Here is a 21,567-nt window from a genome sequence, read left to right on the forward strand (position 1 = left end):
AGCACCCGTCAGCGCCCGAGTTCGGCGAAGGCGCGCTCGGCAGGGGCGCTGAGCCTCGCGAGGGCGGAGTTGGCCTGTTTCTCCCAGCCGTTGTGTCCCTGGCCCTTCGGGCGCTTGATGGGAGTGCGCACAGCGCCGGCGGCGCCCTGGTAGCCGGAGTCTGCGGTGGTCTCCACGTCGGCGTCGGTGACGGCCTGGGCGATGCCGTCGGCGCGGGCCGCCGTCAGGTCGTGGGTCGATCCCGGGCGCGCGGCGCCGAGAAAGAGCAGCTCGCCGCGCTCACCACACTGTCGGGCGCTCGGAGATGGACCGCGCGACACTAGGCCAGGTCCTCCACCAGCAGGTCGAGCGTGGCCTCCTCGTGGAGTGCGACGCCGAGCGCGGTCATGGCGGGGGCGAGCCCCGGGTCCCAGTCCGCGTCGACCGGGCGGCCGTCGAGAGGTAGTTGAGGGACCCCCTCCGCCTGGCTGGCTACGGCGAGGCGTTCGTAGTCCTCGGCGCCCATGCGCCACGGCAGGGCTTCGTAGCGGCGGATGATCCGGTTGGCCAGCGCGATGCCCGGCCAGTCGAAGTCGCCGTGGTAGGCGAAGCGGCAGCTGGTGGCGGCGAGGGCGTCGAGGAGTGTGAGGACCACCGTGGCGGCGCTGCCGGAGGTGCAGACCAGGGGCTTTGCGCACGCTGCGTCGGCTGCGGCTTCCACCACGCGCGGGTTCTCGCAGATGTGGATGACGGTTCCGGCGGGCAGTTGGAGTCGCAGGTCAAGCAGATCGCGCGGTGTCAGGTGGGTCTCGGCGTGATGGGCGGCCCGCTCGCGCAATGACCGCTCTCGCCAGCCCTCGCCGGTGGGCCGCAGACCGTAGGTCAGCACCGTGCTGGAGACCTCGTCCGGTGTGACGGAGACCAGTCGCCACAACGCGCGCCGGCCGGCCGCGCTGCTGGGGAGGTCAGTGTCATGGGCATAGGTGACGCCGCGTTGGACGATGCGGGCGAGCCAGGTGCCGTCGTCCAGACCGTGCGCCGAACCGGTCGCCGTCGCGGCGAGCTCGCCTCGGCCTCGCGTGCCGGTGCGTTCCGGATCGAGTAGCACGGTGAGTACCTGGACCGCCTGCTGTAGCGTCCGCACTGCCGCTGCGGGCGCTACCCCTCTCGGAACGCCGGTGCGGCGCAGCACGTCGTACCACTGCCGGGTCCACTCCTGCCCGGCGAGCGGAGAGGCGTCGAGAGACGTAGTGAGCGACGACCACACGTACCGGCGCTGTGCCGCGTCGTCGTCGCGGGCCGCGCGGCGGTCGTTGAGGGGAGGACCGAGTTGCTCCAGAACTTCCCTGAGTCCGAGTCCCGCGGCCGAGGTGCGCAGGCGTTCATCGAGCGCGTCGAGCCGCACGGTCACGGTCGCACCTGTGAGGGGTTTGCCCAGCAGGAGTGACAGGTCGTTCCGTTCCTGCGAGCTCACCGTGGTCAGCCGGAGGGAACCGGTGGACTGCACCCCGTTGCCTTCCAGTCGTTTGCGTACCGCGCCCCAGAGTCGGGCGAGACCTGGTCCTGCCAGCCAGCTGCGTGTGGCGGCCGGGAGTGCGCTCATACCGATGCCAGACGCCGGTGCCGACCGTTCCAGGTGTAGTGCAACGTGGCCACCCCGCGCACGTGGGGGTCGCGGAGGCACTCGTAGATGTGCAGAGACGGGACCTCAGCCCAGTTGCCCATCAGCCGCTCGCTCGTGAGGACGAAGTCGAGATCGAGGTCGACGAGGATGCGGCCCAGGCGCCCGTGGGTAGGTTCGTCGACCTTGGCGAAGGCGTCGTCCAGGAGGATCAACCGAGGAGCGTGCGGTGCCGACTCGGCGAGGCTGGTGAAGTGCGCGGCAGCGGCTGCGAAGAGCACGAGGTAGGAGAGCACGCGCTGCTCTCCCTGGCTGAGTCCGGTGCGTCCGGTCAGTTTCCTCTTACGCCCGGGGGCAGCGTCCTCGACCACGAAGGTGTGGAAACGGAACCACGCGCGGTAGTCCAGTGCGGTCCGCAGATGGGCGGTGTAGCCGGCCGAGGGGTCGGCACGGCGGGCATCCTCGATACGGCGTTGCAGTACCTCGCGGAGTTGCTCGGTCTGCTCGCGCGTCCGGAGGCTTGACGGACTGCGCAGCAGCTCGACGGCCGCCCGCACATCCGCGTCCACGTCCTCGTCGAGCTTCCACAGCAGTTCCACGCCGAGACCGTGCGAGGTCCGTACGGTCTTCAGGGTGTCGTTGAGAGCAGCGACCAGATGGGCCGCGGTGATGACCTGCGCGGAGAGATGATCGCCGAGCTCGCCGGTCAGGAACCGCTGGAACACCTCGCGTTCGCGCTCGGTGATCCGACCCCGGTCCTCTGCGGTCTGGACGGCGATCCGCTCGCCCACGACCGCGACATCATGGGAACCGTGGTCGTCGAGCAGGCGGCACACCTTGATGCCGTCGCGTTCCTCAAGCTGTGCGTCGTATCCGCCTGCCAGTTGGTCGCGTAGCTCGGTGTGCCGGTTGAGCAGGGTGCTGTCCGACACCTCGCCCTTCGGGCGGCCGAGAGCCTGTTCCACGGTGTCGGCCAGCGAGCGTAGCGCGCGCAGGCGGTCGCGGACGTCCGAACCGGGGTCGTCCGAGACGTGGTCGGGCAGAGAGGACCGGTCCAGACCCGCCCCGTTGACGACCTCCGGACGGTCGAGAGCCTCGCGAAGGGCGCGGCCGGTGTCGATGACTGTCGTCTCCTGGTCCGCCAGCTCCTTGCGCAGGCGCTTCTCCTCCTCTTCCGCACGCACGCGCAGATCGCGGAGTTCGCTGTGGGTGCGCTCTGCTGCTGGGATGGCGCCGGCGGCGTTCGCGATTCGTTGCTTGGCGTTCTGTTCGCGGGTGAGGATCTCCTCCTCGGACGATCCGACGGCCGCCTCGCGGGTCCGCAGATCCTGTTGCGCGATGCGCAGTTGGTGGAGGCGAAGCCGGTGGTTCCCTTCCGCCTCCAGGCGCCCCTCTCGGGCACGCGCGTACCGCCCGTCGTCCGCCTGGCTTCCGCCGAGCCGACCGACCGTCCCACCGACCGCTCTGCGCAAGTGACCGATACCGTTGAGCAGGGCCGCCAGTGCGGTGCGTACGCGGTCCAGGGCGGTGGCGTCCGTGGGCAGGTCATGGGCGGTCGCGGTGGCATCCGCCTCAGTGCGCGCCGACACGGCGAGAGCGCGGGCGTCCTCGGCCAGTCGTGCCGCACGGGTCGCCTTGGCGGTCAGGTCCCGCAGCGCCTTCTCGTCCGAAGCGGTTCTGCTCCAGGCGTCGGAGAGCCGCCGGGCCCGGGGAAAGTCCCGTTCCGTGAGCGAGAGGGCCCGCCGCATGGAATCGGCTGCGGTGAGTTCAGTACGGGCATTGGCCAATCGCTGTTCCGTCTGCCCGAGCTGGTCCTCCAGCTCGGCGAGGGCGCGCCGCCGGGTATCGGCGCGTACGGCTGCTCCCACGTACTCGGCGACGCTCTTGTGGTGTCGGCCGCGGAGGGTGCCCAGACGCCAGCTTCCGTCGTAGTGGACCGCGCTGGCAGCTGCGGTTTCCGAGGCCGGTACGAGCGCGATGGCGGCCAGCAGGCGCTCCACGTGCTCGGACGTGATGCCACAGTCCGGCTGCGGGGCCGGGCGCAGTGCTGAGGCGAGGGTCTGTGCTCCCGACGGCTCAGGGCCCGGCTGGAGAAGGGTGTCCCGGGTGAGGGGGGCGAGAAGGACCCCGTCCGCGCTGACCCAGGCGTCGAGGATTCCGCTCGCTTCCAGCGCCGCTTCCAGGCCGGCCCGGCCGGCGGAGGTCACGTGCTCCGTGAAGTCCACCAGCCGGTAGAAGGGCGCTCCACCGGCCGGATTCCTCTCGGCGGCGCGGTGGTACGGGGACGGAGGCTCGGGGTCCGTACGCCGCTCCCAGTCCTGCTTCTCCTTCGACAAGCGGTCGATCTCCTCGCCGAGCCGACCGACGCCGAGCGCCAGCGCATCACGGTGCCGGGTGAGGTCATCGGCGTACGGCTCCAAGGCCGCATGAGCCGCCTGCCGCGCGCGGGTGTCGATGTCGGGCGGCAGCGTGCGCTCCGAGAACGGCGCGTCGGAGGACGTCCCGTTGGCTACTTCAGCGAGGACGGCATCCAGGGGCGGGCAGCCGGGACCCGCTGCGGTCCGCGTGCTCTCCACCCACGCGGCGACCTCGTCGGCGTACCCACGGCTCTCCTCGGCGACCTTCTCACGGCTCTCTTCGAGACGGTCGGCGGCCTCCTCCGCCTCGCCCTCCAGCCGTTCCCGCTCCGTGTCAGCCTGCGCTGCCCTGGTCCGGGCTTCGTCGGCCTGCGAGGAGAGACGGGTCACCTCCTGGACCATCCGTGTCCGGTTCCGTACGACAGCTTCGGCATCCTCCAGTTGCCCCTGCCAGGACCCCAGCCCGGCCTCTGTCGTGGCCGTGTCCACGCGAACCACCGGCCGGTGCAGTACGGTCTGCGGTTCCCCGTCCGGGCTGGTCAGCTCCGTCTGCGTCGCCTGGGAGCGGACCGTGTGCGGCAGAGCCACCGCGTCGCCGAGATGTCCGGCGGGGAGCCCTGCCTTCTCCGCCTGGGACAGCAGCTCCCGGTGTTCGGTCCCCAGCTCGGTGAGCCGGCTCCCGAGGTCTTCGACACCCTCGGCCAGTCGTTCCGCCGCGCCCTCTTCCGACTCGTGCGCGTTGCGCAGGGCGGTGAAGGCGGTCATGGCCGTGGTGTGCAGGGCCTCCACCGTGCTGCGGCGTTCCGACAGTTCGCGCAGGCTGCGGTAGGCGTGACTGGCGTGCAGAGCGGCAAGCTCTGTCCGGGCGGTCTGTTCCTCCTCGCGGAGAGTTTCCAGCCCGGCTTCCGACTCCTCCTCCCGCCTCTTCAGGTCGCCCGTTCGCTGCGCTGCGTCCCCGGCCGTTCGGCGCCGTTGGGAGAGGACGTCCAGTTCCCTGCTCACGTTCCGGGCCGATGTGCGCAGGACTCCGGCGAGGTAGCGGCGGTAGTCGGCGAGGAACGTGCGTAGCGCCGTGTCGGTACGTTCCAGGCGGCCGAGTTCGTCCCGTACGGCGTCCAGGTCGTGAAGGTTGCGCGCCACCTTCTCGACCACTTCCTCGTCGAGCCCCGGCAGGGTCTCGCTCAGCAGGACGGCCAGGCCCCCGTGCTCAACGCGGTCCCCGACCGTGGGACGTCGCAGCCGGTGGAGGAGCTGGGTCAGGTTTCGGTAGCGCGTCGTGTCAGTGATTCCGAAGAGGTCCCGGGCCACGCGAGCACGGTGGCCGACCGCGCGGTCGGTCGCGTTGTCGGAACCGACGATTTCCTTGAGCTGGTCGATGGGAAGCGGCTTGCCCGCTTCGACCAGGCGCAGGTCCTCACCGACCCGCAGCGGGGTGACGAAGAAGGTCGCCACCGCCTTCTGCGTCGACTTCGAGGCACGGACGGCGGCACCCAGCGTCAGATAGCGGTGGTCGCCGCCCTCGTCCGTACCCCGGAACTCCACCCACAGGTAGCCGAGGCGGTTGGTCTGCTCGAACCCGTCCAGCATCAGCCAGGCGAGCGTCGTCCGCCCGGTACCGGTCGCGTCCAGCGCTCGGGAGTCGCCGTCCAGCAGGTACGGGAGCAGCATTTCCAGGGCCTTGGACTTCCCCGCGCCGTTCTTGCCGCGCAGCAGCAGCCGCCCGTCACCGAAGGCGAACTCCTGCTCGTCGTACTGCCAGACGTTCTGGATGCCCGCGCGGTGCAGCCGGAAGCGGGTACCTGCTGCCGTCGTCGACGGGCCGGATCGGGGCAACGGGATGAGGCCGTGTGCGTCGGCGGTCATAGCGGCAACTCCTGCTGTGCGTCGGTATCTTTGCGGGTCGAGCCGGCCGTACGCACGGTGACGCAGGTGGCATAGCGGGCCGCCGCGGCGAGCAGTACCCAGCCCTCGCCGCCGGGCCGGGCTCCGCGGACGTCGGTCACCTGGCGGCCTTCCGGCAGCTCTTCGGCGTACCCCTCCGGCAGCCCGTCCCCCTCGGCCCGCAGCGGACCGGCAGGGGCCAGCAGCCGCATGCGGGACAGCAGGTCCAGCACGGCTTCCCGCAGAGCGTGGAGATCTTCCAGGTAGCCGCGCTGCCAGTTGCTGCGGCCTCCGTACTCGGCGGCCAGCTCGGCCAGCAGCTCATTCACCAGGCCGTCCGGAACGGCAACTCCGACGACCAGGACGCCGCCGGTCGCCGGATGCCCGGGATCGGATGGGCGGAGGCGTTCAACGAGCCGTTCCACCAGCAGCAGTGCGGCCTGGGCGACGGTACCCGTGCCGGGAAGGTGGAGATCGGTCAGCTCTTCCGCGGGGTCGACCAGCGCCACTCCCTCGGCGCGGATCTCGGTCTCCAGGCCGAGTAGTTCGAGGAACGCCTGGGCTTCCCGGCGCTGGCGGGTGCGAAGCCAGTCGCGCTCGGCGTCGGTCAGCTCGTCGAGGTGGACGACGGGTGTTTCGACGAGCATCCGGCGCACGTAGGTACGAGGTCCTCCGAAGCCCGGGTCCGCTGCTCGCCGGACCAGGTCGGCCCCGTCCCGGGATTGGGCGAGCGGTCCGGCCACGACGACGCGTGCGAGCTCGCGGTCCACCGTGATCAAAGCCTCTCCGCCGGCTTCCTGGGTGATGGCAGCCACGTGGCCCTCCGTCTCGATGAGTACGCCCCACTCGACCAGCTGGCGCAGAGCCGCGACCAGGGTCCGTTTCCCGGCTGCCCGGCCCGTCTCCTCCAGCTCGACGCCCGCATCGGCCGCCGCGGCCCGGATATCGGCGGCCAGCTGAGACAGCAGCATCTGCTCGGGCGCGGTCACCAGCACCGACAGAGCGAGCGCGAGGCAGGAGTACGTGTGCGGGCTGAAGGGAGTGCCGGTGGACCGCACAAGCCGATGTCCCGCCCGCGCTCCCAGCCCGGCCTTGAATAGCCGGGCATAGGAGCTGTCGACCAGAAGGCGGTAGCCGAGTACCTGCTGGAACCGCTTGCCCAGCCAGTCGGCGTGCCTGCGGACCAGTGGGAAGAGGTCGGCATGCGGGCCGTCCGAGGTGACCAGAGGATGGGCGAGCAACAGCCGGGCGGCGGCACGGCGTTCGGCTGCCAGGGCCACGTCGTGGGCGGAGGGGAGGGTCATGACACGTTCACCTCCGCCTCGCCGTCGGCCGTGGCTGAGGCCCGGCCGATGACCAGCTCCAGGTCGTCCAGGAGCAGGTCCCCGTCGGCCGAGTGGAGGAGCGTCCGGGTGCCCGCCGTACGGTGCACGGTGAGCCAGATGCCCAGATCCGCGTCCTCGCTCCACGCCGCGTCTAGGCCGAACCCTGGTGCCCGCTCCCCGGCCGCACCGGCGCGCCGCTTTAGCTGAGCGTTCCCGAGCGCCGTGGCCAGCAGCTCCAGGAGCAGGCTCAGCGCCGCCGAAGTGAGCCGCACGTCGTCGAAACGGCGCGACGCGCTGCGCAGTTCGTCCGCCGCCGCTTTCCTGGCCGCCGCCCGCTCACGCGCGGCCTCCCGGAGCCGTTTCTTCTGCGCGGAGTGGTCCTCCACCGACGACGTCCGGCCCCGCTGTGCGCGGCTGCCCCTCTCTCGCAGCGCGACCGGGACCTCGACCACCGGACCGGTCCACCAGCTGGTGTAGGCCGGCACCACCTCGTCGGTGGCAGGCGGTATGCCCAGGTGTCGGGCGCCGTACAGCCCGAAGGCGGCGACGGCGATGTCATGCGCGTCCTGCGGTGCCGCTTCGTCGAACCACCGGGCCAGCCGCAGGAGGTCCCGGCGGCGTGACATCTCCCCGGTGGCCGAACGGAGCATCCGCTTGGCGTTGGCCAGCAGGGACTGGAGCGCCCGAAGGGTGGCGTCCCGTAGTTGATCGACCTGGCTGCCCTGACCATCGGTGTTGCTGAACCAGCCGCGCAGCCCCTTCCAGTCCGCGAGCTCGCGCCCACGGCTGCGCTGCACCCGGGCCTCCGATCGGCCTTCGCTCTGTGCGGGGAGCCCGGCGAGGCCCTGGGCGTGCGCGTCCAGTCGGTCCAGCAGGACCGGAAGGTGCGGCCACAGCGCGTCCAGGGCTGCCGAGATCCGGGGGGCCCGGAAGGCCACGTCCTCCGTGATCGCCTCGACGTAGTCCAGGAGCAGTTCCTTGAAGCCCTGGTACTCGGCGCTGTCCAGGTCGTACCGGGCGAGCACCTGGCCGAGGTAGGCGTAGAAGTCCCGGATGGAGTCCGCGAACTCGGCGAACTGCACGAACAGCGTGCTGACCCGCTCCAGTCCGTCCTGCGGGGCGATACCGCCCGGCTCGGACACCAGCTCGGCGAGCTCCCGGAGGCCGCGCTCGACCAGGGCCAGCAGTTCGTTGCTCACTTCGCGTGCGGCATCGGCCTCGGCCAGCACCCCGTCGGCGTCCCGCTGGATGCGTTCGCCGAGCCTCGACAGCTGGTAGCGGGCGCGGGAACGCTGGTACTCGGTGATGCTGGTCGCCTTCACCGTGTGGCTGCCGCGGAGCAGGTTGCCCCACCGCTCCAGCTGTTCCAGCCGGGCCGTGAGGGTGTCGGCGTCGAGTCCCGCACCTGGCCCGCCGGACTCGCGCAGCTTCGCCATGACGTCTGGGACGGCCAGGTCCGCCAGGAGCGTCCCGCAGAAGACTCGCATGATCGCGATGTGCTCCAGTCGCTCCGGCGCGCTCAGGTAGGCGTACGCATCCAGCCGCCTGCGCGTCGCGTCGTCGCCGGGTTCCGGCGGTGTGCCGGGCGCGGGTTCCTCCATGTCTGCGAGGTTACGTGGAGCGTTCGGCTGCCGTTGCGGTGTGGCTGGAATTGCTTCGAGGCTGCGCTGAGGTGGGACCGGGAAGGCCCGGTCCCCGACGCTCCAGCGCCACACAGATAGGCAGATGAGGGCTACGTCTTCCACTCGGCCTTCGGCGACATCAACCATGCCTCGGCGTCGCTCAGGAACTCACCCATGGCGCCGAGCGACTCCGGCGACGACTCGAACTGGAGCGACAGGTTGACCTCGTACAGCTTGTGGGCAGGCCCGGTCTCGCGCGCGGCAGCGTGCGCCGCTGCCAGCGCCCGGACCGCACGCCCGCGGGCACCGGATTCCACTGCCTCCACGAGGTCGGGCCACAGCGTGCCACCGATGTAGTCGATGAGGTCCATGTCGTGGGCCCCGGCTCGGCCGCGCTGGGTGCGCGTTCGCAACCCGTTTAACCTGGGGTTGCCTTAACGGAGGTTGGCGGATACAAACACCAGCAATACCAACAGGCAGGTGCGGCTGTCGTTCCTCGGGTAGGTCCGAGGAAGTCACGACTGTAGGGATGATTTCCGGCCCTACCAAGTGAGAAGGTCTGCCCAGCTCTGGCCAGGGCCCATGCGAGTGGTCCTGTGGGGCGACGTCCGCTTGGGGAGGATGTCGCCGACGATCCCCCGTACGGGAGAAGAGGAGCATGCCGAGCATCCTGCCGCAGCCGCAGCCGCAGCCGCACCTGCGCCGCGGCTCCGTCGCATACTGGATGGCCAGCGTCGCGCAGAATCAAGGGCACGCCGGGCACGCCGTCGGGCTTGTACTCCGGGTGATGACGGACGAACTCGGGTTGCACCGCGCCGAGGCGTTCACCAGTCTGGAGAATCTGCCGTCGCAGCCGGTGCTGCGCCGCAACGGGTTCAGCTCGTACGGCGTCGCACACTCCTCGATCTTTCTCGACGGGAGCTGGCGGGACGGGCTCCTGTGGGAGCGGGGCCTTGGCGCTGGGCAGAGTGAGAACAGCTCAAGCACCGTGCAGCATCATGCTGGCAGCGGACGATATGACGGTATGACGGCACTGGAGAGCAGGCGCCAACCGAATTCGTCATCCTGGGTGAGGGCCGCCGAGTCGTGATCTGCCAGGTCCGCGTGGATCGTGCGAATCCTGTCGTGGTCCTGCTCGCACACGGCCTTGAGGAGGCGGAGCGTTTGCCTCTTGAATGGCAGGCACAACGGCCGAGATCGCGGCCTGGGCCCGCGGCCACTGGACCATCGAGAACACTGTCCACTGGACCAAGGACGTCACCTTCGCCGAGGACGCGAGCAGGGTCCGCCGTCATCGCACCCCCGCCGTCATGAGCGCGCTACGCGACCTTGCCCGTGGTGCCCTTCACCGGGCCGGCTGGGCCAACATCGCCAGCGGCCGTCGCGCTCACACCCAGCCCGAAGCCATCCTCACCCTCCACGGAATCCCGTGATCAAAACGGACCATCAAGACTCGCCCCGGGGCCCTGCCTCAACCCCAGCACGTAGGGCAGGGCACGCTCGTGCAGGAAGGCGCGCAGGGCGGGGTCCTTGCCGTAGTCGGCGTCGGCGGCCACCCAGGCGAAAGGCAGGCTGCGCTCGATGGCGCCGCGCAGCATCTCGATGCCCAGCTCGGGCTTGGTGGCGAAGGCGATCTCATCAGGCACCCCGGCGTCCCGTCGGCGCTCCACGTCCCCGACCCAGACGGCGGGCAGGTAAGGCGCCGGTCGAAGAAGGTGTGCCGGGCCCCGGCCGCGTAAGTGAGCGTCACCATCACCTGGCAGTTACTCACGTCCCCGGTGGCACCGCAGTGCTGATGGGCCACCCCGACCGACCGCATCCCCTTCTTGATGACCTGGGTGTCGTCCAGCGCCAGCGTGGCCTGCGCATCGCCCAGCTGACCGGCGATGTAGTCCTGGACCTCGGCCAGCAGCGCGCCCGCGTCCCAGGATGCTTCCCCGAGGAACTTCTGGATCCGGTGCGGGGTGGTATGCCCGGCCCGCTCCGCCATCGTCCAGCCGTTCTTGCGCCCCAGGTCCGACAGCAGGCCCTCGATCAGGTCCGCGAACACCTCCCGTGGCTCCGGCCGCGCGAACAAGTAACCCAACCCTGCGGTGAGCGAGGCCAGTTCCTCCGCCCACCCCTCCAAGTGCTCCGGCGCCACATCGACCAGCATGACCAGACAACGACATCACCGATCAACAGTCACAAGATCTGAGGCTGTAGTACTCGCCTCTTCGGCCTTCTCCTTCAACTCAGGACGGGGTCGCTGCGAGGTGTGCGCCGACTACGGCCGCCGGTCGGTGGACATGCACTTCCTGCCGGATGTCATGGTCATCCGTGAGGCGTGTGAAGGACGCAGGTTCGCTCCTGACGTGCTCTCGGTACGGTACCGGGGCTTCGCCATCGATGAGGTGCTGGCGCTCACCATCGACGAGGCCGCCGAGATCCTCACCGAACCAGCTCCGTTGGCAGCCGCTCGCCAGACCCTGCGCCAGGTCGGACTCGGATATCCCCAACTGGGCCAGAATCTCGACACAGTTGTCCGACGGAGAAGCGCAGCGGCGCAAGCTGGCGGCCACACTCACGCGCGGTTCTCGCAGCAAGCGGCCCGGCCTGGTGCTGCTCGACGAGCCCCTGACCGGTCTGCATCCCGACGATGTGCAGCGGCTCGTCGACACCTTCGACGCGATCCTCGACGAGGGAAGCACGGTGATCATCGCCGAACACGATCTGCACGTGGCCGCCGCCGCGGACTGGGTCATCGACCTCGGTCCGGGCAGCGGGGATACGGGTGGCCGGGTATGCGGGGAGGGTACACCCGAGACGGTGGCCGCCACAGACGGACCGACTGCCCACTATCTCAGCAGGCTGGTTGCGCTCTATCCGTCCTCCGCGTAGAGCCTGCCGGGCGTTGCGCCAAGCGCGTCGCGCTTCCGCCCTCGTCCAGACTCTGGGCTTCGCGCCGCCATGCGTCCTCGCACAGCCCGACGGTGCCGACCCGCGGTCGGCACCGTGCGACTTCATGAGCAACGGAGGCCGGGCCCTCGGGTCGGGCCCGACCGATCAAGCGGACGTCACGGCTTTGCCAACGATGCCGAGCGTGAGCTCACGGCGGTTCCACATGACGACCGCTGCCAGGATGAGCAGCACCGCTGCTGGTACCGGACTTTGGTCGATCACAAACAAGCAGGTCAGGAATGCGCCCGCCATGACTCCGGTGAGTACCAGACCACCCAGGGCACTCAGTCGGGGAACGAGCAACAGTACGGCTCCGGCCAGCTCCAGGGAGCCGGTGACGTACCGAAGCCATTGCCCGACACCGACGTCCTGGAAGACTTTGACCATGTCCTGCGCGCCGGCCATCTTCGAAGCCCCCACCATGACGAACACGACGGCCAGGACGACCTGAAGGACCCACACGACGATGTTCCGGGCCTTCCCCCCCACCTTGGGCACACTCTGCACAGAACGAGGCATATTTTCTCCCTTGACGCGCGAAGCGGCCGGCGCTCACCGAAAGGTGCGAGGCCAGCCCTTCACTTGAACTTTCATGTCACACCCTAAGGCAGCGACACATGAAGGTTCAAGTGTGAGCCGACTCGTGAGCGTTCAAGTCAATTCCGGGTCTGTCCAGCCAACGTTGATCAGACAGTCCCCGCGCCGAGCGGGAGCGGGCCGACGCGGCCCTGGCCGAGAAGATCCAGCACATCCATGCCGAGTACTACAGCCTCAGATCTTGTGACTGTTGATCGGCGCCGGGGCGCGGAGCTGCGCCGAGAGCCGCAGCGGGCCTCGGCCAGCAGCGCGCCCGCGTCCCCCGGAGGCGCTGCGGGGCTCGACGGCTTCTATAACTCCCGCCGCATCCAGAAACGGCTCGGCTACCTCGGCCCCGTCAAGTTCGAGGAGAAGCACTACGCCGACCAGGCAGCAACCGAACGAGCGAACCTGAACACCCGTCAACCCGCACTGACCAGCTGATCAATACCTCCCGCACGCCGGGGAAACCGCAATCCTCGTGCAGAGCCGTCGGGACAAGGCCGCGGCCCGGCGCTTCTTCCGCCGGCTGATGAAAAGGACGCGCCCGGTCCCGAGGGTGATCGTCACCGACAAGCTCCGCTCCTACGGCGCGGCCCACCGCGAGGTCGTGCCCTCGGTCGAGCACCGCTCCCACAAGGACCTGAACAACCGGCGGAGAACAGCCACCAGCCCACGCGGCAACGCGAACGCGCGATGAAGGGCTTCCGCAGTACCGGCGCGGCCCAGCGGTTCCTGTCCGCGTTCAGCGGCAACTCACCGCACTTCCGGCCCCGCCGACACCTGATGACCGCCCCCGGCTATCGAGCCGAGACCACCATCCGCTTCGCCATCTGGGAGCACATCACCGCCGCTGCCGGTCGGCCCGCCACGGCCTGAACACAGGCCCGGACCGCGGGCCACCATGCCCCGACGCACCGTCAGACACCCACATACCCAACAATGTGACAGCGCCCTCCGGAGTGATCTCGGGGTCGCGGATCTCCAGGGTTGTCCGCCGGTCCGCGGTCTGTGCCGGCGTCCGGGAAGGAAGGTCCGCATCCCGGCCCCAGTTGCGTTTCACCGATGCCGACGGCCGGCTCCGCCGGGGTCAGCCGGCGGGGCTGATCGTTCGGGTGCAAGGGTTGTTCACCGCATGTCCGGAGTCTGTCTGGCGTGAACGTTCGTGAGTTGCACTTCACACTTGAATATTCATGTGTCGCTGCCCTAGGGTGTGACATGAAGGTTCAAGTGGAAGGGCGTCCTGCGTGACTGCCGTGGGTTTTCCGCAGTTCGGTCATGGATCGCACGGTGCGGGCGGCGGAGGAGGCCCTCGCGGAGGGCGGCGATGCTGGAGCGCTTCGCGCATGTTGCCGGACTTCCGCGGAGCTGAGCGGGAGCAGGTCCAAGAGGAGGACATGTGGCGGTCGAAGTGAACGACGTGCCCGGAGCGAACCGCTATGAGGCCCGCGTCGACGGAGAGTCCAGGGTCGCGGGCGTCGCGGAGTACATCCGTACGACGGAACTCGTTGCGTTCGTGCACACCGAGGTAGCGCCGGAGTATGCGGGCAAGGGAGTCGGGTCCGCCGTGGTCCGCTCCGCCCTTGACGAGGCACGCGCCTCGGGGCTGCGCGTGCTGGCCACGTGCCCGTTCTTCGCGGGCTGGATCGCCCGCCACCCCGAGTACCAGGACCTGCTGTACCAGTCGCGCAGCAAGGTCAGTGACTGAACGAACGACTGAACAGCCGAACGCGGCGGTGAAGGAGGCCGGAATGAGTGGCAGATCCGAGAAGAAGGCGTACGAGGGGCAATCGATCACGGTCACCTTCGAGGCCAGGCGCTGCCTGCACGCCGCCGAATGCGTCCGTGGCCTGCAGGAGGTCTTCGATACGGCGAAGCGCCCGTGGATCCAGCCGGACGGTGCCGCGGCCGACCGCCTGGCCGAAGTGGTGCAGCGCTGCCCCTCGGGCGCGCTGCAGTACGAACTCGCGGACGGCGAGACGGAGACCCCAGACCGGCCCTCGCGGATCGTCCGCGGCTCCGTCGGGCAGCTGGCCGTGCGCGGTGAGCTGAGCGTGGACACCGCGGAAGGCCCGCGCGCCGAGACCAGGGCGATTCTGTGCGCCTGCGGGCAGAGCGGGTATCAGCCGTACTGCGATCACTCGGGGCCCTGCGGTGAGTGATGCCGTGGTGACCGTCCCACGGAAGTAATTGCCCCTTGGAGCTGGGAGCCGAAGATCGATCCTGGGGCAGGATGGGTCGACGACGTAATCGCCCCGCGGAACGGCGGTTACCCGCACCCCGACCACATCATGACCCACACGGGCCCGTCCTCGTAGCCGCCTTCGCCAACTCCCCGATCGTGGGCGTGGATGTCCTGGTGGCCACCTGCACCGGGGGAGAGCGCGGCCGCGATCAGCTCCTTGGAGCCGTCCAGTCGGACTCCGAGCAGGCCGGCCGGTACGAGGCCGGGCCGGTCGATGCGCGGCGGGCGTTACACCTACTGATCTCGCTTGCCGGGCCCGACCCGTCTGGCAGTACCAGGCCGTCCCGTCGTTGTCGGGGCTGCTTCCCACCCTCCTCGGTGTCCCCCGGATCAGGCTGCCCCCAGCTTCAACCAGGCCGCTGCGACGGCCTGGCGACGGTGGTCTTTCACCCGTCGCCATGGCGGACTGCGGTCATGACGAATGCCCGGCTGCCGTCGGCGCGGACGGCTCCGCGCAGGCACTTGCCGTCCACCGCGAACGCCTGGCGGCGCGGTGGTAGCTGCTCGCCTGTGCGGCGGGCGCCTGCCGCCCGCGCCGCTCGGTGAACAACGTCGCGATGACCAGGCCCCGGCGCGCCAGCGACCTTCCGACAGGGAACGCGCTCTCAACTGCGCAGTGCGCAAGGCCGAGGCGGCCCCCGAGCCGCCAGCGCACCACGACGACAGCTTCGCGGCTGTCCGATCGGAACCGACGAGCTGGGCCGTACCACACACATTCGGCGGCTACGCGCTCGCCGCCTTGCAGTATCTGCACCAGGCGGAGGCCGGACACAGTCCCGAGGCCCGCCTCCTCGCACTGCTCATCGCGCTGCGCGTCCGTCCCGGCGGGCTCGTCAAGATGGTCAGCGACGACCTGGGCCCGGGCCGTATGGACCTGCAGGACTGGGCGCTGGAGGAACTCATCGACGCAGGATAGGTCGATGCCTGCTTGTGTGTGGCGTTGAAGGACTCGGCGAGCGCGTTGTCCGCCGAGCTGCCGACGGGGCGCATGCTCTGGATCACGCCCGCCCTGACCGAGGTGGCCAGGAACGTGAAGATCACGCGCTCCCGCCTCTCGCACGCGATCGCCCGGTTGGAGGAGAGCGGCTGGGTGTGCCGCGAGGACTGCTCCTTTGACAGGCGGGGCGAGTTCGTGCTGCTGACCGACGAGGGTGTGGCGGTGCTGCGGCGCACCGCGCCGGGCTATGTGACCGCCGTGCGCCAGGCGCTGTTCGAGCGTCTGACCCCAGAGCAGCAGAAGACCCTCGGCGAGATCATGGAGATCGTCGCCGAGGGTCTTCAGCCGAACGAAGAGGGTGCGGAGCTCACTCAGGGAGCCTGGGCCCGGGATGCGCGTCCACGACTCAGGTGGACCCGGTGCCTCAGTGGGCGATGGCCGGCACCGCGACCTCGTCCTCGATGCCCTCGCCGGAGGCCACCTGGGCGCCGGCGTTGACCAGGGTCACGACGATCAGCGCGGCGAGCACCAGCATGCCGACGGCGAACCAGATGGCGTTGGTGTAGCCGTGCACCGTGCCCTGCAGCTGGACCAGCTGCGGCTTCGTCGCGGCGCCGGTGATGTGGTCCTTGATGTACGAGGTCGTCGCGGAGGCGGCGATCGTGTTCAGCAGGGCCGTGCCGATCGCGCCGCCCACCTGCTGCGAGGTGTTGATCATCGCGGAGGCGACACCGGCGTCCCGGGGCTCGATGCCCAAGGTGGGCAGGGACATGGCGGGCGTGAACGTCGTACCCATGCCGAGACCGAGCAGCACCAGCGCCGGCAGGACGGTCGAGGTGTACGACGAGCCGATCTCCAGCCGGGTCAGCAGGAACATGCCGACCGCGGCCACCAGGAAGCCGAGGCCCATCAGGAACCGGGCCGGGACGCGGGTTATCAGACGCGTGCCGATCTGCGTCGAGCCGACCATCATGCCCGTGACCATCGGCAGGAAGGAGAACCCGCTCTTGATCGGCGAGTAGCCCTTCACGACCTGCAGGTAGTAGGTCAGGAACAGGAAGGTGCCGAACATCGCGATGACCGCGATGCCGAGGGAGAGGTAGACGCCGCCGCGGTTGCGGTCGGTGACCACGCGCAGGGGCAGCAGCGGGGCCTTGACCTTGGCCTCGGTGAGGACGAAGGCGAGCAGCAGGACCACCGACGCAACGAACAGGGTGACGGTCACGGAGTCGCCCCAGCCGTCGGACTCGGCGCGGGTGAAGCCGTAGACCAGCGAGACCAGACCGAGGGTGGACAGGACGATGCCGGGGATGTCGAGCGGGGAGCGGTTGCGGCCGCCCTCGGGCTCACGGACGACGAAGTACGCGCCGGCCGCCGCGACGATCGCGAACGGGATGTTGACGAAGAACGTCCAGCGCCAGTCCAGGTACTCGGTGAGCACACCGCCGAGGATGAAGCCGACGGCGCTGCCGCCACCGGCGATCGCGCCGTAGATGCCGAACGCCTTGGCGCGCTCCTTGCCGTCCGTGAACATCACGGCGAGCAGGGAGAGCGCGGCGGGGGCGAGCAGCGCGCCGAAGACGCCCTGCAGGGCACGGGCGCCGAACATCATCGCGTCGGTGGTCGCCGCACCGCCGAGCGCGGAGGCGGCGGCGAAGCCGATCAGGCCTATGACGAAGGCCCGCTTGCGGCCCCACAGGTCGGCCACCCGGCCGCCGAACAGAAGCAGACCGCCGAAGGCCAGGGCATAGGCCGTGACGACCCACTGCCGGTCGCCGTCGGAGATGCCGAGGTCCTGCTGGGCGGAAGGCAGCGCGATGTTCACGATGGTGGCGTCGAGGACGACCATCAGCTGGGCGAGCGCGATGAAGACGAGCGCTTTCCAGCGGTTGGCGTGCGCATCGCCTGGAGCCTTGGAGGCTGTTCGAGACATGGAGGTATCCACTTCAGGACTTCGTAAGGAAAAGGGCTGGCTGAAGGTGACTGGGGGCGTGAGGGAACGGCTCGTCCACGTCGACGGCCGACGGCTTCGTCGCGAGTGACGACCCCGGCACGGCCCCGAATCCATCGGCCGGGTAGGGTCACATCGGTGCTAGCGCCAAGCTCGTCCGGCCTGAATCGGTCGGTCCGGTCAGGTCGGCCACCCCCGGCAGGACGGATCGGGCCGGAGCCCGCAGCCCGTCCAGGAACAGCTGAAGATGACGGTGCACGAAGCGGTCGACGCTCAAGCAGGCCGTGCCGGCCGGGGGGCGGCTGAGTTGGGCCACGGTGACCAGCAGGTCACTGGCGCCGACATCGGTGCGCAGCAGACCGGCCGCCTTGGCCCGGTCCATGAGCTCCCCGACGATCCGCTCGGCTCGTTCCCGAGCGGCCTCCAGGTGGGAGTGATGCTCGTCGGCGGCAACGTGCGCGAAGCGCTCCACCATCGCCGCTCTCCGCGAGGGCCTCCTCCGCCGCCCGCACCGTGCGATCCATGACCGAACTGCGGAAAACCCACGGCAGTCACGCAGGACGCCCTTTCACTTGAACTTTCATGTCACACCCTAGGGCAGCAACACATGAATATTCAAGTGTGAGCTGCGACTCACGAACGTCCACGCCAGATGGACTCCGGACATGCGGTGAACAACCTTTGCACCCGGACGATCAGCCCCGCCGGTTGACCCCGGCGGAGCCGCGGCGCCGTTCAGTCGCACCATCGCGGCCGGGCGGACGAGGGCGGTGCGGTAGGCGTCGATTCGTGCGGCAAGGACCAAAGGTTGGCTGACCAAAGGGACGAGGCTGGACACCGCCTGGGCGTGCGCAACGGCTTCCACCAGCCGAGGAAGGTCACCACCGGGCCGGTACGGTCGAGGTGAAGGCCCCGCGGGTGAACGACCAGCGCGTCGATGCGGAGACGGTCGATGCGAGCGACGCCGGATGCCCGGCGTCGCTCGCATCAGGGTCCGTCACCCGGTGGCGTCCTGGTGTGGGAGCTGCTGGGCGGTGTCCTTGCTGGGGCAGGCCTGCTGCTCCCGGCGGTCGATCCTCTTGCTGATCTTCTCGGCGGCGGTGCGCAGACTGTTCAGCTCGGCGGGGTCGAGAACGTCGTAGACGAGGTCGCGTACCCGGGCGACGTGTCCGGGGGCGGCCTCGACGAGATGGGCGTGGCCGGCGTCGGTCAGGATCACGTGGGTGTAGCGGCCATTGGTGGGGTCGGGTTCGCGGCGGACGAAACCCCGGCGCTCCAGCCGGCTGACCATGTGGGAGAGACGGGACAGCTCGGAGTTGGCGAGGACGGCCAGGTCGCTCATGCGCATGCGGTGTCCCGGCTGGCCGGACAGGCCGGCGAGCACGTAGTACTCGACGTACCGGAGGCCCGCGTCCTGCTGCAGCTGCGCTTCCAGGGCGGCGGGCAGCTTGTGCAGCATCAGGCCGAATTGCTGCCATGTCTCCAGCTCCGCGGGGGTCAGCCAGCGGCGCTCATCGTCGGTGTGCGGAGGCTGTTCAGGCATGCCCGGAGTCTATCTGGCGTGACCGTTCACGCGTCGCCACTCGCACTTGAATGTTCATGTGTCATCGCCTAGGGTGTGACATGAAAGTTCAAGTGAAAGGGAGTCCTACGTGACTGCCGAGGGTTTTCGGCAGGGCGAGTACGTCATCGACCCGTCCAGCTCCAGCATCGATTTGTCCGCCAGGCACCTGTTCGGCCCGGGTGGCGTCCGCGGCAGCTTCACGCTGCGCTCGGGGGCTGTATCCATCGCCGAGCCCGCCACCGCCTCGCACGTGCGGGCCGTCGCCGATGCGACCAGCTTCAGCAGCGGTAGCGCGGCGCGCGACCGGAAGGTGCTGTCGCGGGCGTTCCTGGAGACCGGTAGTCACCCGGACTTCACCTTCGCCGATGCCTGGTGCGACGCCAACGGCATGTGGAGGCTGAACGGTCTCCTGAGCGGCCCGCGGCGTCCGGGCGCGGGTCGTGTTCACCGTGACGTGGGCTCAGGTGCTTGACGAGGAACTTGAGTTGATCGCCACGGCGACGGTGGAGCGATACGCGCACAACATCACCGCCATGAAAGGCATGGCAGGCCGCTGAGTGGTCCTCTGTTCGGTGCGGAGGGCCCCGGCTAAGGACTCCCGCCCCGCAGCGGGGCGATGCGGAAGGAACATGCGTTGACAGAGCAGTTGCGGCTGATGGCGGTCCATGCCCACCCCGACGACGAGTCCAGCAAGGGTGCTGCCAGCATGGCGAAGTACCTCGCCCAGGGCGTGGATGTCCTGGTGGCCACCTGCACCGGGGGAGAGCGCGGTTCCATTCTCAACCCGAAGCTCCAGGGCGACCCGGAGATCGAGGCCAACATCCAGGAGGTGCGGCGCAAGGAGATGGACGCCGCGCGGGAGATCCTCGGCGTCAAGCAGGCCTGGTTGGGCTTTGTCGATTCCGGTCTGCCGGAGGGCGACCCGATGCCTCCGTTGCCCGAGGGCTGTTTCGCGCTGGTGCCGGTGGAGGAGGCGGTCGAACCGCTGGTCCGGCTGATCAGGGAGTTCCGGCCGCACGTGATCACCACGTACGACGAGAACGGCGGATACCCGCACCCCGACCACATCATGACCCACACGATCACGATGGCCGCCTTCGACGCGGCCGGGGACCCTGACGCCTACCCGGAGTCCGGTGAGCCCTGGCAGCCGCTGAAGGTGTACTACAACCACGGCTTGTCGATGGCCCGGATCCGCGCCCTCCACGCCTACCTGGTGGAGCACGGCCACGAGTCCCCCTACGGCGAGTGGATCGCCGGCTGGGAGAAGGAGGGCCGCAAGGACCGCGAGTTCACCACCCGGGTGCAGTGCGCCGACTGGTTCGACGTGCGCGACCGGGCGCTGATCGCCCACGCCACCCAGATCGACCCGGACGGCCCGTGGTTCCGGGTGCCGCTCGACGCCCAGCGCGAGATCTGGCCGACCGAGGAGTACGAGCTGGCCCGCTCGCTGGTCGACTCCTCGCTCCCTGAGGTCGACCTGTTCGCCGGCGTCACCGCCGACATCACCGTCTGACCCTGTCCTTGCCGAAAACCCCATCCGCTCAGGTGGGAGGCGGTGTCTCGCCTCCGCGGAGCTTCGCGGCCAATCTCACGCCAGTATGCTTGCGTTGACGCTGATCAGCACGGCAGCGTGATCACTCGTGCTGCTTCGAATGGGCTACCTCGGCGTCAGCAAGGCGCTCGCGCTGCTCCGCCTGCTGCCGATGAGCGAACGGGACAGCAACATCGAAATCCTGGCCCTGCGGCCTGGCGCGAGTTCGTGCGCGCTCAGGCGTCCGGTGCGCTCGCCGCAGACTTCTCCGTACGGCGCTGACCTGCGCGGTGGGCCGGTCCTTGGGCTGCTTGGCGAGGAGAGCCAGGAGGTAGTTCCCGAAGGCGGCCGGAATTTCCGCGCCCAGCTGCCGGGGCGGCACGGGGGAGGCGTCCAGGTGCTGGTGGAGGATCGCGACAGCGGTGTCGGCCTGGAACGGTGGGCGGCCGGTGAGGAGCTGGTAGAGCACACAGCCTAGGGCGTACACGTCGCAGGCCGGACCGGCGGGCCGGCCGAGGGCACGCTCCGGGGCGAGGTAGAGGCTCGTGCCGACGATCTGTCCCGTCGTGGTGAGGGCGGCGGCCGGATCGTCGACGAAACGGGCGATGCCGAAATCACCGATCTTGAGCGTGCCATCGGCGTTCAGATGGAGGTTGGCGGGCTTGATGTCGCGGTGCACGACGCCTTGCTGATGGGCGGCGGCGAGCCCGGCGGCGGCTTGCGCGGCGCTGGTAAGGCGCAATCCGACTTGTGACAACGACCGGCCGGCGTCCGCCAGTTGCTCGGTCAATGGCTCCCAGTGCATGCTGCTGGTCGGCTCCCGAGATCTCGTCGAGTCCGTCGAGTATCGGCAGAAGAGCGCCTGCGAGGAGGAGTTGGCGTGGAACTTGTTCATCCCTGCCGTAGTAGAGAGTGGCCAGTTCGCGGACGATCCAGTCGTCTAGTGTTCTGCGCCGGGAATTCGATCAAGATATGAAGCGAGGCGTTGAAGGATCTCGTCGGCGTCCTTCGTCCAGACGAAGGGCTTCGGGTTGT

16 protein-coding genes and 9 pseudogenes are annotated in these 21,567 nt (G+C 69.3%); 12 read left to right on the forward strand and 13 right to left on the reverse strand.

Going from position 1 to position 21,567, the window contains the following annotated elements; translation table 11 throughout:
• Nucleotides 1-8: 8 nt before the first annotated feature.
• From ABZV38_RS29535 to ABZV38_RS29560, 6 genes are all read right to left on the reverse strand, one after another.
• Complete coding sequence (locus tag ABZV38_RS29535) at nucleotides 9-320, reverse strand: transposase family protein (protein WP_356331494.1); 312 nt, start codon at nucleotides 318-320, stop codon at nucleotides 9-11.
• Nucleotides 320-1,582, reverse strand: a complete 1,263-nt coding sequence (locus tag ABZV38_RS29540; RefSeq protein WP_356331495.1) for a TIGR02679 family protein — start codon at nucleotides 1,580-1,582, stop codon at nucleotides 320-322. The genes ABZV38_RS29535 and ABZV38_RS29540 overlap by 1 nt, the downstream gene beginning before the upstream one ends.
• Nucleotides 1,579-5,820: a TIGR02680 family protein gene (locus ABZV38_RS29545; RefSeq protein ID WP_356331496.1), complete on the reverse strand. Its 4,242-nt coding sequence runs from the start codon at nucleotides 5,818-5,820 to the stop codon at nucleotides 1,579-1,581. Before ABZV38_RS29545 ends, ABZV38_RS29540 begins: the two co-directional genes overlap by 4 nt.
• Nucleotides 5,817-7,142 (reverse strand): TIGR02678 family protein, encoded by a 1,326-nt coding sequence (locus ABZV38_RS29550; protein ID WP_356331497.1) that lies wholly within the window; start codon nucleotides 7,140-7,142, stop codon nucleotides 5,817-5,819. The genes ABZV38_RS29545 and ABZV38_RS29550 overlap by 4 nt, the downstream gene beginning before the upstream one ends.
• On the reverse strand, nucleotides 7,139-8,764 hold the full coding sequence (locus tag ABZV38_RS29555) for a TIGR02677 family protein (protein ID WP_356331498.1): 1,626 nt from the start codon (nucleotides 8,762-8,764) through the stop codon (nucleotides 7,139-7,141). The genes ABZV38_RS29550 and ABZV38_RS29555 overlap by 4 nt, the downstream gene beginning before the upstream one ends.
• Before the next feature lie 131 nt (nucleotides 8,765-8,895).
• On the reverse strand, nucleotides 8,896-9,198 hold the full coding sequence (locus tag ABZV38_RS29560) for a hypothetical protein (RefSeq protein WP_356331499.1): 303 nt from the start codon (nucleotides 9,196-9,198) through the stop codon (nucleotides 8,896-8,898).
• Between the two features lie 272 nt (nucleotides 9,199-9,470).
• On the opposite strand from ABZV38_RS29560, the pseudogene ABZV38_RS29565 reads away from it, so the two are divergent.
• Both ABZV38_RS29565 and ABZV38_RS29570 read left to right on the forward strand, forming a co-directional pair.
• Nucleotides 9,471-9,743: pseudogene (locus tag ABZV38_RS29565) on the forward strand (GNAT family protein); the annotation flags it as partial.
• A gap of 232 nt (nucleotides 9,744-9,975) precedes the next feature.
• A pseudogene (locus ABZV38_RS29570) lies at nucleotides 9,976-10,218 on the forward strand (ISAs1 family transposase); the annotation flags it as partial.
• On the opposite strand, the pseudogene ABZV38_RS29575 reads toward ABZV38_RS29570, so the two are convergent.
• Nucleotides 10,219-10,940: pseudogene (locus ABZV38_RS29575) on the reverse strand (IS701 family transposase). It abuts the pseudogene before it with no gap.
• 365 nt (nucleotides 10,941-11,305) lie between these two features.
• Here ABZV38_RS29575 and ABZV38_RS29580 point away from each other — a divergent pair.
• Nucleotides 11,306-11,665, forward strand: coding sequence for a hypothetical protein (locus tag ABZV38_RS29580; RefSeq protein WP_356331500.1), 360 nt, complete (start codon nucleotides 11,306-11,308; stop codon nucleotides 11,663-11,665).
• Nucleotides 11,666-11,830: 165 nt separating this feature from the next.
• On the opposite strand, the gene ABZV38_RS29585 is transcribed toward ABZV38_RS29580, so the two are convergent.
• Complete coding sequence (locus ABZV38_RS29585; RefSeq protein ID WP_356331501.1) at nucleotides 11,831-12,244, reverse strand: DoxX family protein; 414 nt, start codon at nucleotides 12,242-12,244, stop codon at nucleotides 11,831-11,833.
• A gap of 261 nt (nucleotides 12,245-12,505) precedes the next feature.
• Here ABZV38_RS29585 and ABZV38_RS29590 point away from each other — a divergent pair, with 261 nt between their 5' ends.
• The 5 genes and pseudogenes from ABZV38_RS29590 (at nucleotide 12,506) to ABZV38_RS29610 (ending at nucleotide 15,462) form a co-directional block, all read left to right on the forward strand.
• The gene (locus tag ABZV38_RS29590; protein WP_356331502.1) at nucleotides 12,506-12,745 is read left to right on the forward strand and encodes a hypothetical protein; all 240 of its coding nucleotides are present in this window, start codon (nucleotides 12,506-12,508) and stop codon (nucleotides 12,743-12,745) included.
• Nucleotides 12,746-12,779: 34 nt separating this feature from the next.
• Nucleotides 12,780-13,180, forward strand: a pseudogene (locus tag ABZV38_RS29595) (DDE-type integrase/transposase/recombinase); the annotation flags it as partial.
• A gap of 520 nt (nucleotides 13,181-13,700) precedes the next feature.
• The gene (locus ABZV38_RS29600) at nucleotides 13,701-14,009 is read left to right on the forward strand and encodes a GNAT family N-acetyltransferase (protein ID WP_356331504.1); all 309 of its coding nucleotides are present in this window, start codon (nucleotides 13,701-13,703) and stop codon (nucleotides 14,007-14,009) included.
• A gap of 43 nt (nucleotides 14,010-14,052) precedes the next feature.
• On the forward strand, nucleotides 14,053-14,463 hold the full coding sequence (locus ABZV38_RS29605; RefSeq protein ID WP_356331505.1) for a (4Fe-4S)-binding protein: 411 nt from the start codon (nucleotides 14,053-14,055) through the stop codon (nucleotides 14,461-14,463).
• A gap of 699 nt (nucleotides 14,464-15,162) precedes the next feature.
• Complete coding sequence (locus tag ABZV38_RS29610; RefSeq protein ID WP_356331510.1) at nucleotides 15,163-15,462, forward strand: hypothetical protein; 300 nt, start codon at nucleotides 15,163-15,165, stop codon at nucleotides 15,460-15,462.
• Between the two features lie 8 nt (nucleotides 15,463-15,470).
• Here the strand turns inward: ABZV38_RS29610 and ABZV38_RS29615 are convergent.
• A pseudogene (locus tag ABZV38_RS29615) lies at nucleotides 15,471-15,557 on the reverse strand (integrase); the annotation flags it as partial.
• On the opposite strand from ABZV38_RS29615, the pseudogene ABZV38_RS29620 reads away from it, so the two are divergent.
• Nucleotides 15,556-15,852, forward strand: a pseudogene (locus ABZV38_RS29620) (MarR family transcriptional regulator); the annotation flags it as partial. The pseudogenes ABZV38_RS29615 and ABZV38_RS29620 sit on opposite strands and share 2 nt — an antisense overlap.
• Before the next feature lie 55 nt (nucleotides 15,853-15,907).
• On the opposite strand, the gene ABZV38_RS29625 reads toward ABZV38_RS29620, so the two are convergent.
• Together ABZV38_RS29625 and ABZV38_RS29630 are read right to left on the reverse strand one after the other, a co-directional pair.
• Nucleotides 15,908-17,416, reverse strand: coding sequence for an MFS transporter (locus tag ABZV38_RS29625; protein ID WP_356331506.1), 1,509 nt, complete (start codon nucleotides 17,414-17,416; stop codon nucleotides 15,908-15,910).
• Between the two features lie 148 nt (nucleotides 17,417-17,564).
• Nucleotides 17,565-17,964, reverse strand: a pseudogene (locus ABZV38_RS29630) (TetR/AcrR family transcriptional regulator); the annotation flags it as partial.
• A gap of 249 nt (nucleotides 17,965-18,213) precedes the next feature.
• Here ABZV38_RS29630 and ABZV38_RS29635 point away from each other — a divergent pair.
• Nucleotides 18,214-18,382: pseudogene (locus ABZV38_RS29635) on the forward strand (IS256 family transposase); the annotation flags it as partial.
• A gap of 49 nt (nucleotides 18,383-18,431) precedes the next feature.
• On the opposite strand, the gene ABZV38_RS29640 reads toward ABZV38_RS29635, so the two are convergent.
• Nucleotides 18,432-18,977: a MarR family transcriptional regulator gene (locus ABZV38_RS29640; protein WP_356331507.1), complete on the reverse strand. Its 546-nt coding sequence runs from the start codon at nucleotides 18,975-18,977 to the stop codon at nucleotides 18,432-18,434.
• 109 nt (nucleotides 18,978-19,086) lie between these two features.
• Between ABZV38_RS29640 and ABZV38_RS29645 the strand changes: the two genes are divergently transcribed.
• The gene (locus tag ABZV38_RS29645; RefSeq protein WP_356331508.1) at nucleotides 19,087-19,470 is read left to right on the forward strand and encodes a YceI family protein; all 384 of its coding nucleotides are present in this window, start codon (nucleotides 19,087-19,089) and stop codon (nucleotides 19,468-19,470) included.
• A gap of 162 nt (nucleotides 19,471-19,632) precedes the next feature.
• Complete coding sequence (mca, locus tag ABZV38_RS29650; protein ID WP_356331509.1) at nucleotides 19,633-20,514, forward strand: mycothiol conjugate amidase Mca; 882 nt, start codon at nucleotides 19,633-19,635, stop codon at nucleotides 20,512-20,514.
• A 301-nt stretch (nucleotides 20,515-20,815) separates the two neighbouring features.
• Here mca and ABZV38_RS29655 read toward each other — a convergent pair.
• Nucleotides 20,816-21,313 (reverse strand): annotated as a pseudogene (locus ABZV38_RS29655) (serine/threonine-protein kinase); the annotation flags it as partial.
• Between the last annotated feature and the right edge of the window lie 254 nt (nucleotides 21,314-21,567).

Origin of the sequence: Streptomyces sp. NPDC005181 (genome assembly GCF_040608395.1) — a bacterium.
Lineage (GTDB): Bacteria > Actinomycetota > Actinomycetes > Streptomycetales > Streptomycetaceae > Streptomyces.

Excerpts from the sequence above, each read along its gene's own strand:
- ABZV38_RS29540 (WP_356331495.1), bottom strand. The coding sequence starts at position 1,582 with ATGAGCGCACTCCCGGCCGCCACACGCAGCTGGCTGGCAGGACCAGGT.
- ABZV38_RS29545 (WP_356331496.1), bottom strand. The coding sequence starts at position 5,820 with ATGACCGCCGACGCACACGGCCTCATCCCGTTGCCCCGATCCGGCCCG.
- ABZV38_RS29550 (WP_356331497.1), bottom strand. The coding sequence starts at position 7,142 with ATGACCCTCCCCTCCGCCCACGACGTGGCCCTGGCAGCCGAACGCCGT.
- ABZV38_RS29555 (WP_356331498.1), bottom strand. The coding sequence starts at position 8,764 with ATGGAGGAACCCGCGCCCGGCACACCGCCGGAACCCGGCGACGACGCG.
- ABZV38_RS29585 (WP_356331501.1), bottom strand. The coding sequence starts at position 12,244 with ATGCCTCGTTCTGTGCAGAGTGTGCCCAAGGTGGGGGGGAAGGCCCGG.
- ABZV38_RS29605 (WP_356331505.1), top strand. The coding sequence starts at position 14,053 with ATGAGTGGCAGATCCGAGAAGAAGGCGTACGAGGGGCAATCGATCACG.
- ABZV38_RS29625 (WP_356331506.1), bottom strand. The coding sequence starts at position 17,416 with ATGTCTCGAACAGCCTCCAAGGCTCCAGGCGATGCGCACGCCAACCGC.
- ABZV38_RS29640 (WP_356331507.1), bottom strand. The coding sequence starts at position 18,977 with ATGCCTGAACAGCCTCCGCACACCGACGATGAGCGCCGCTGGCTGACC.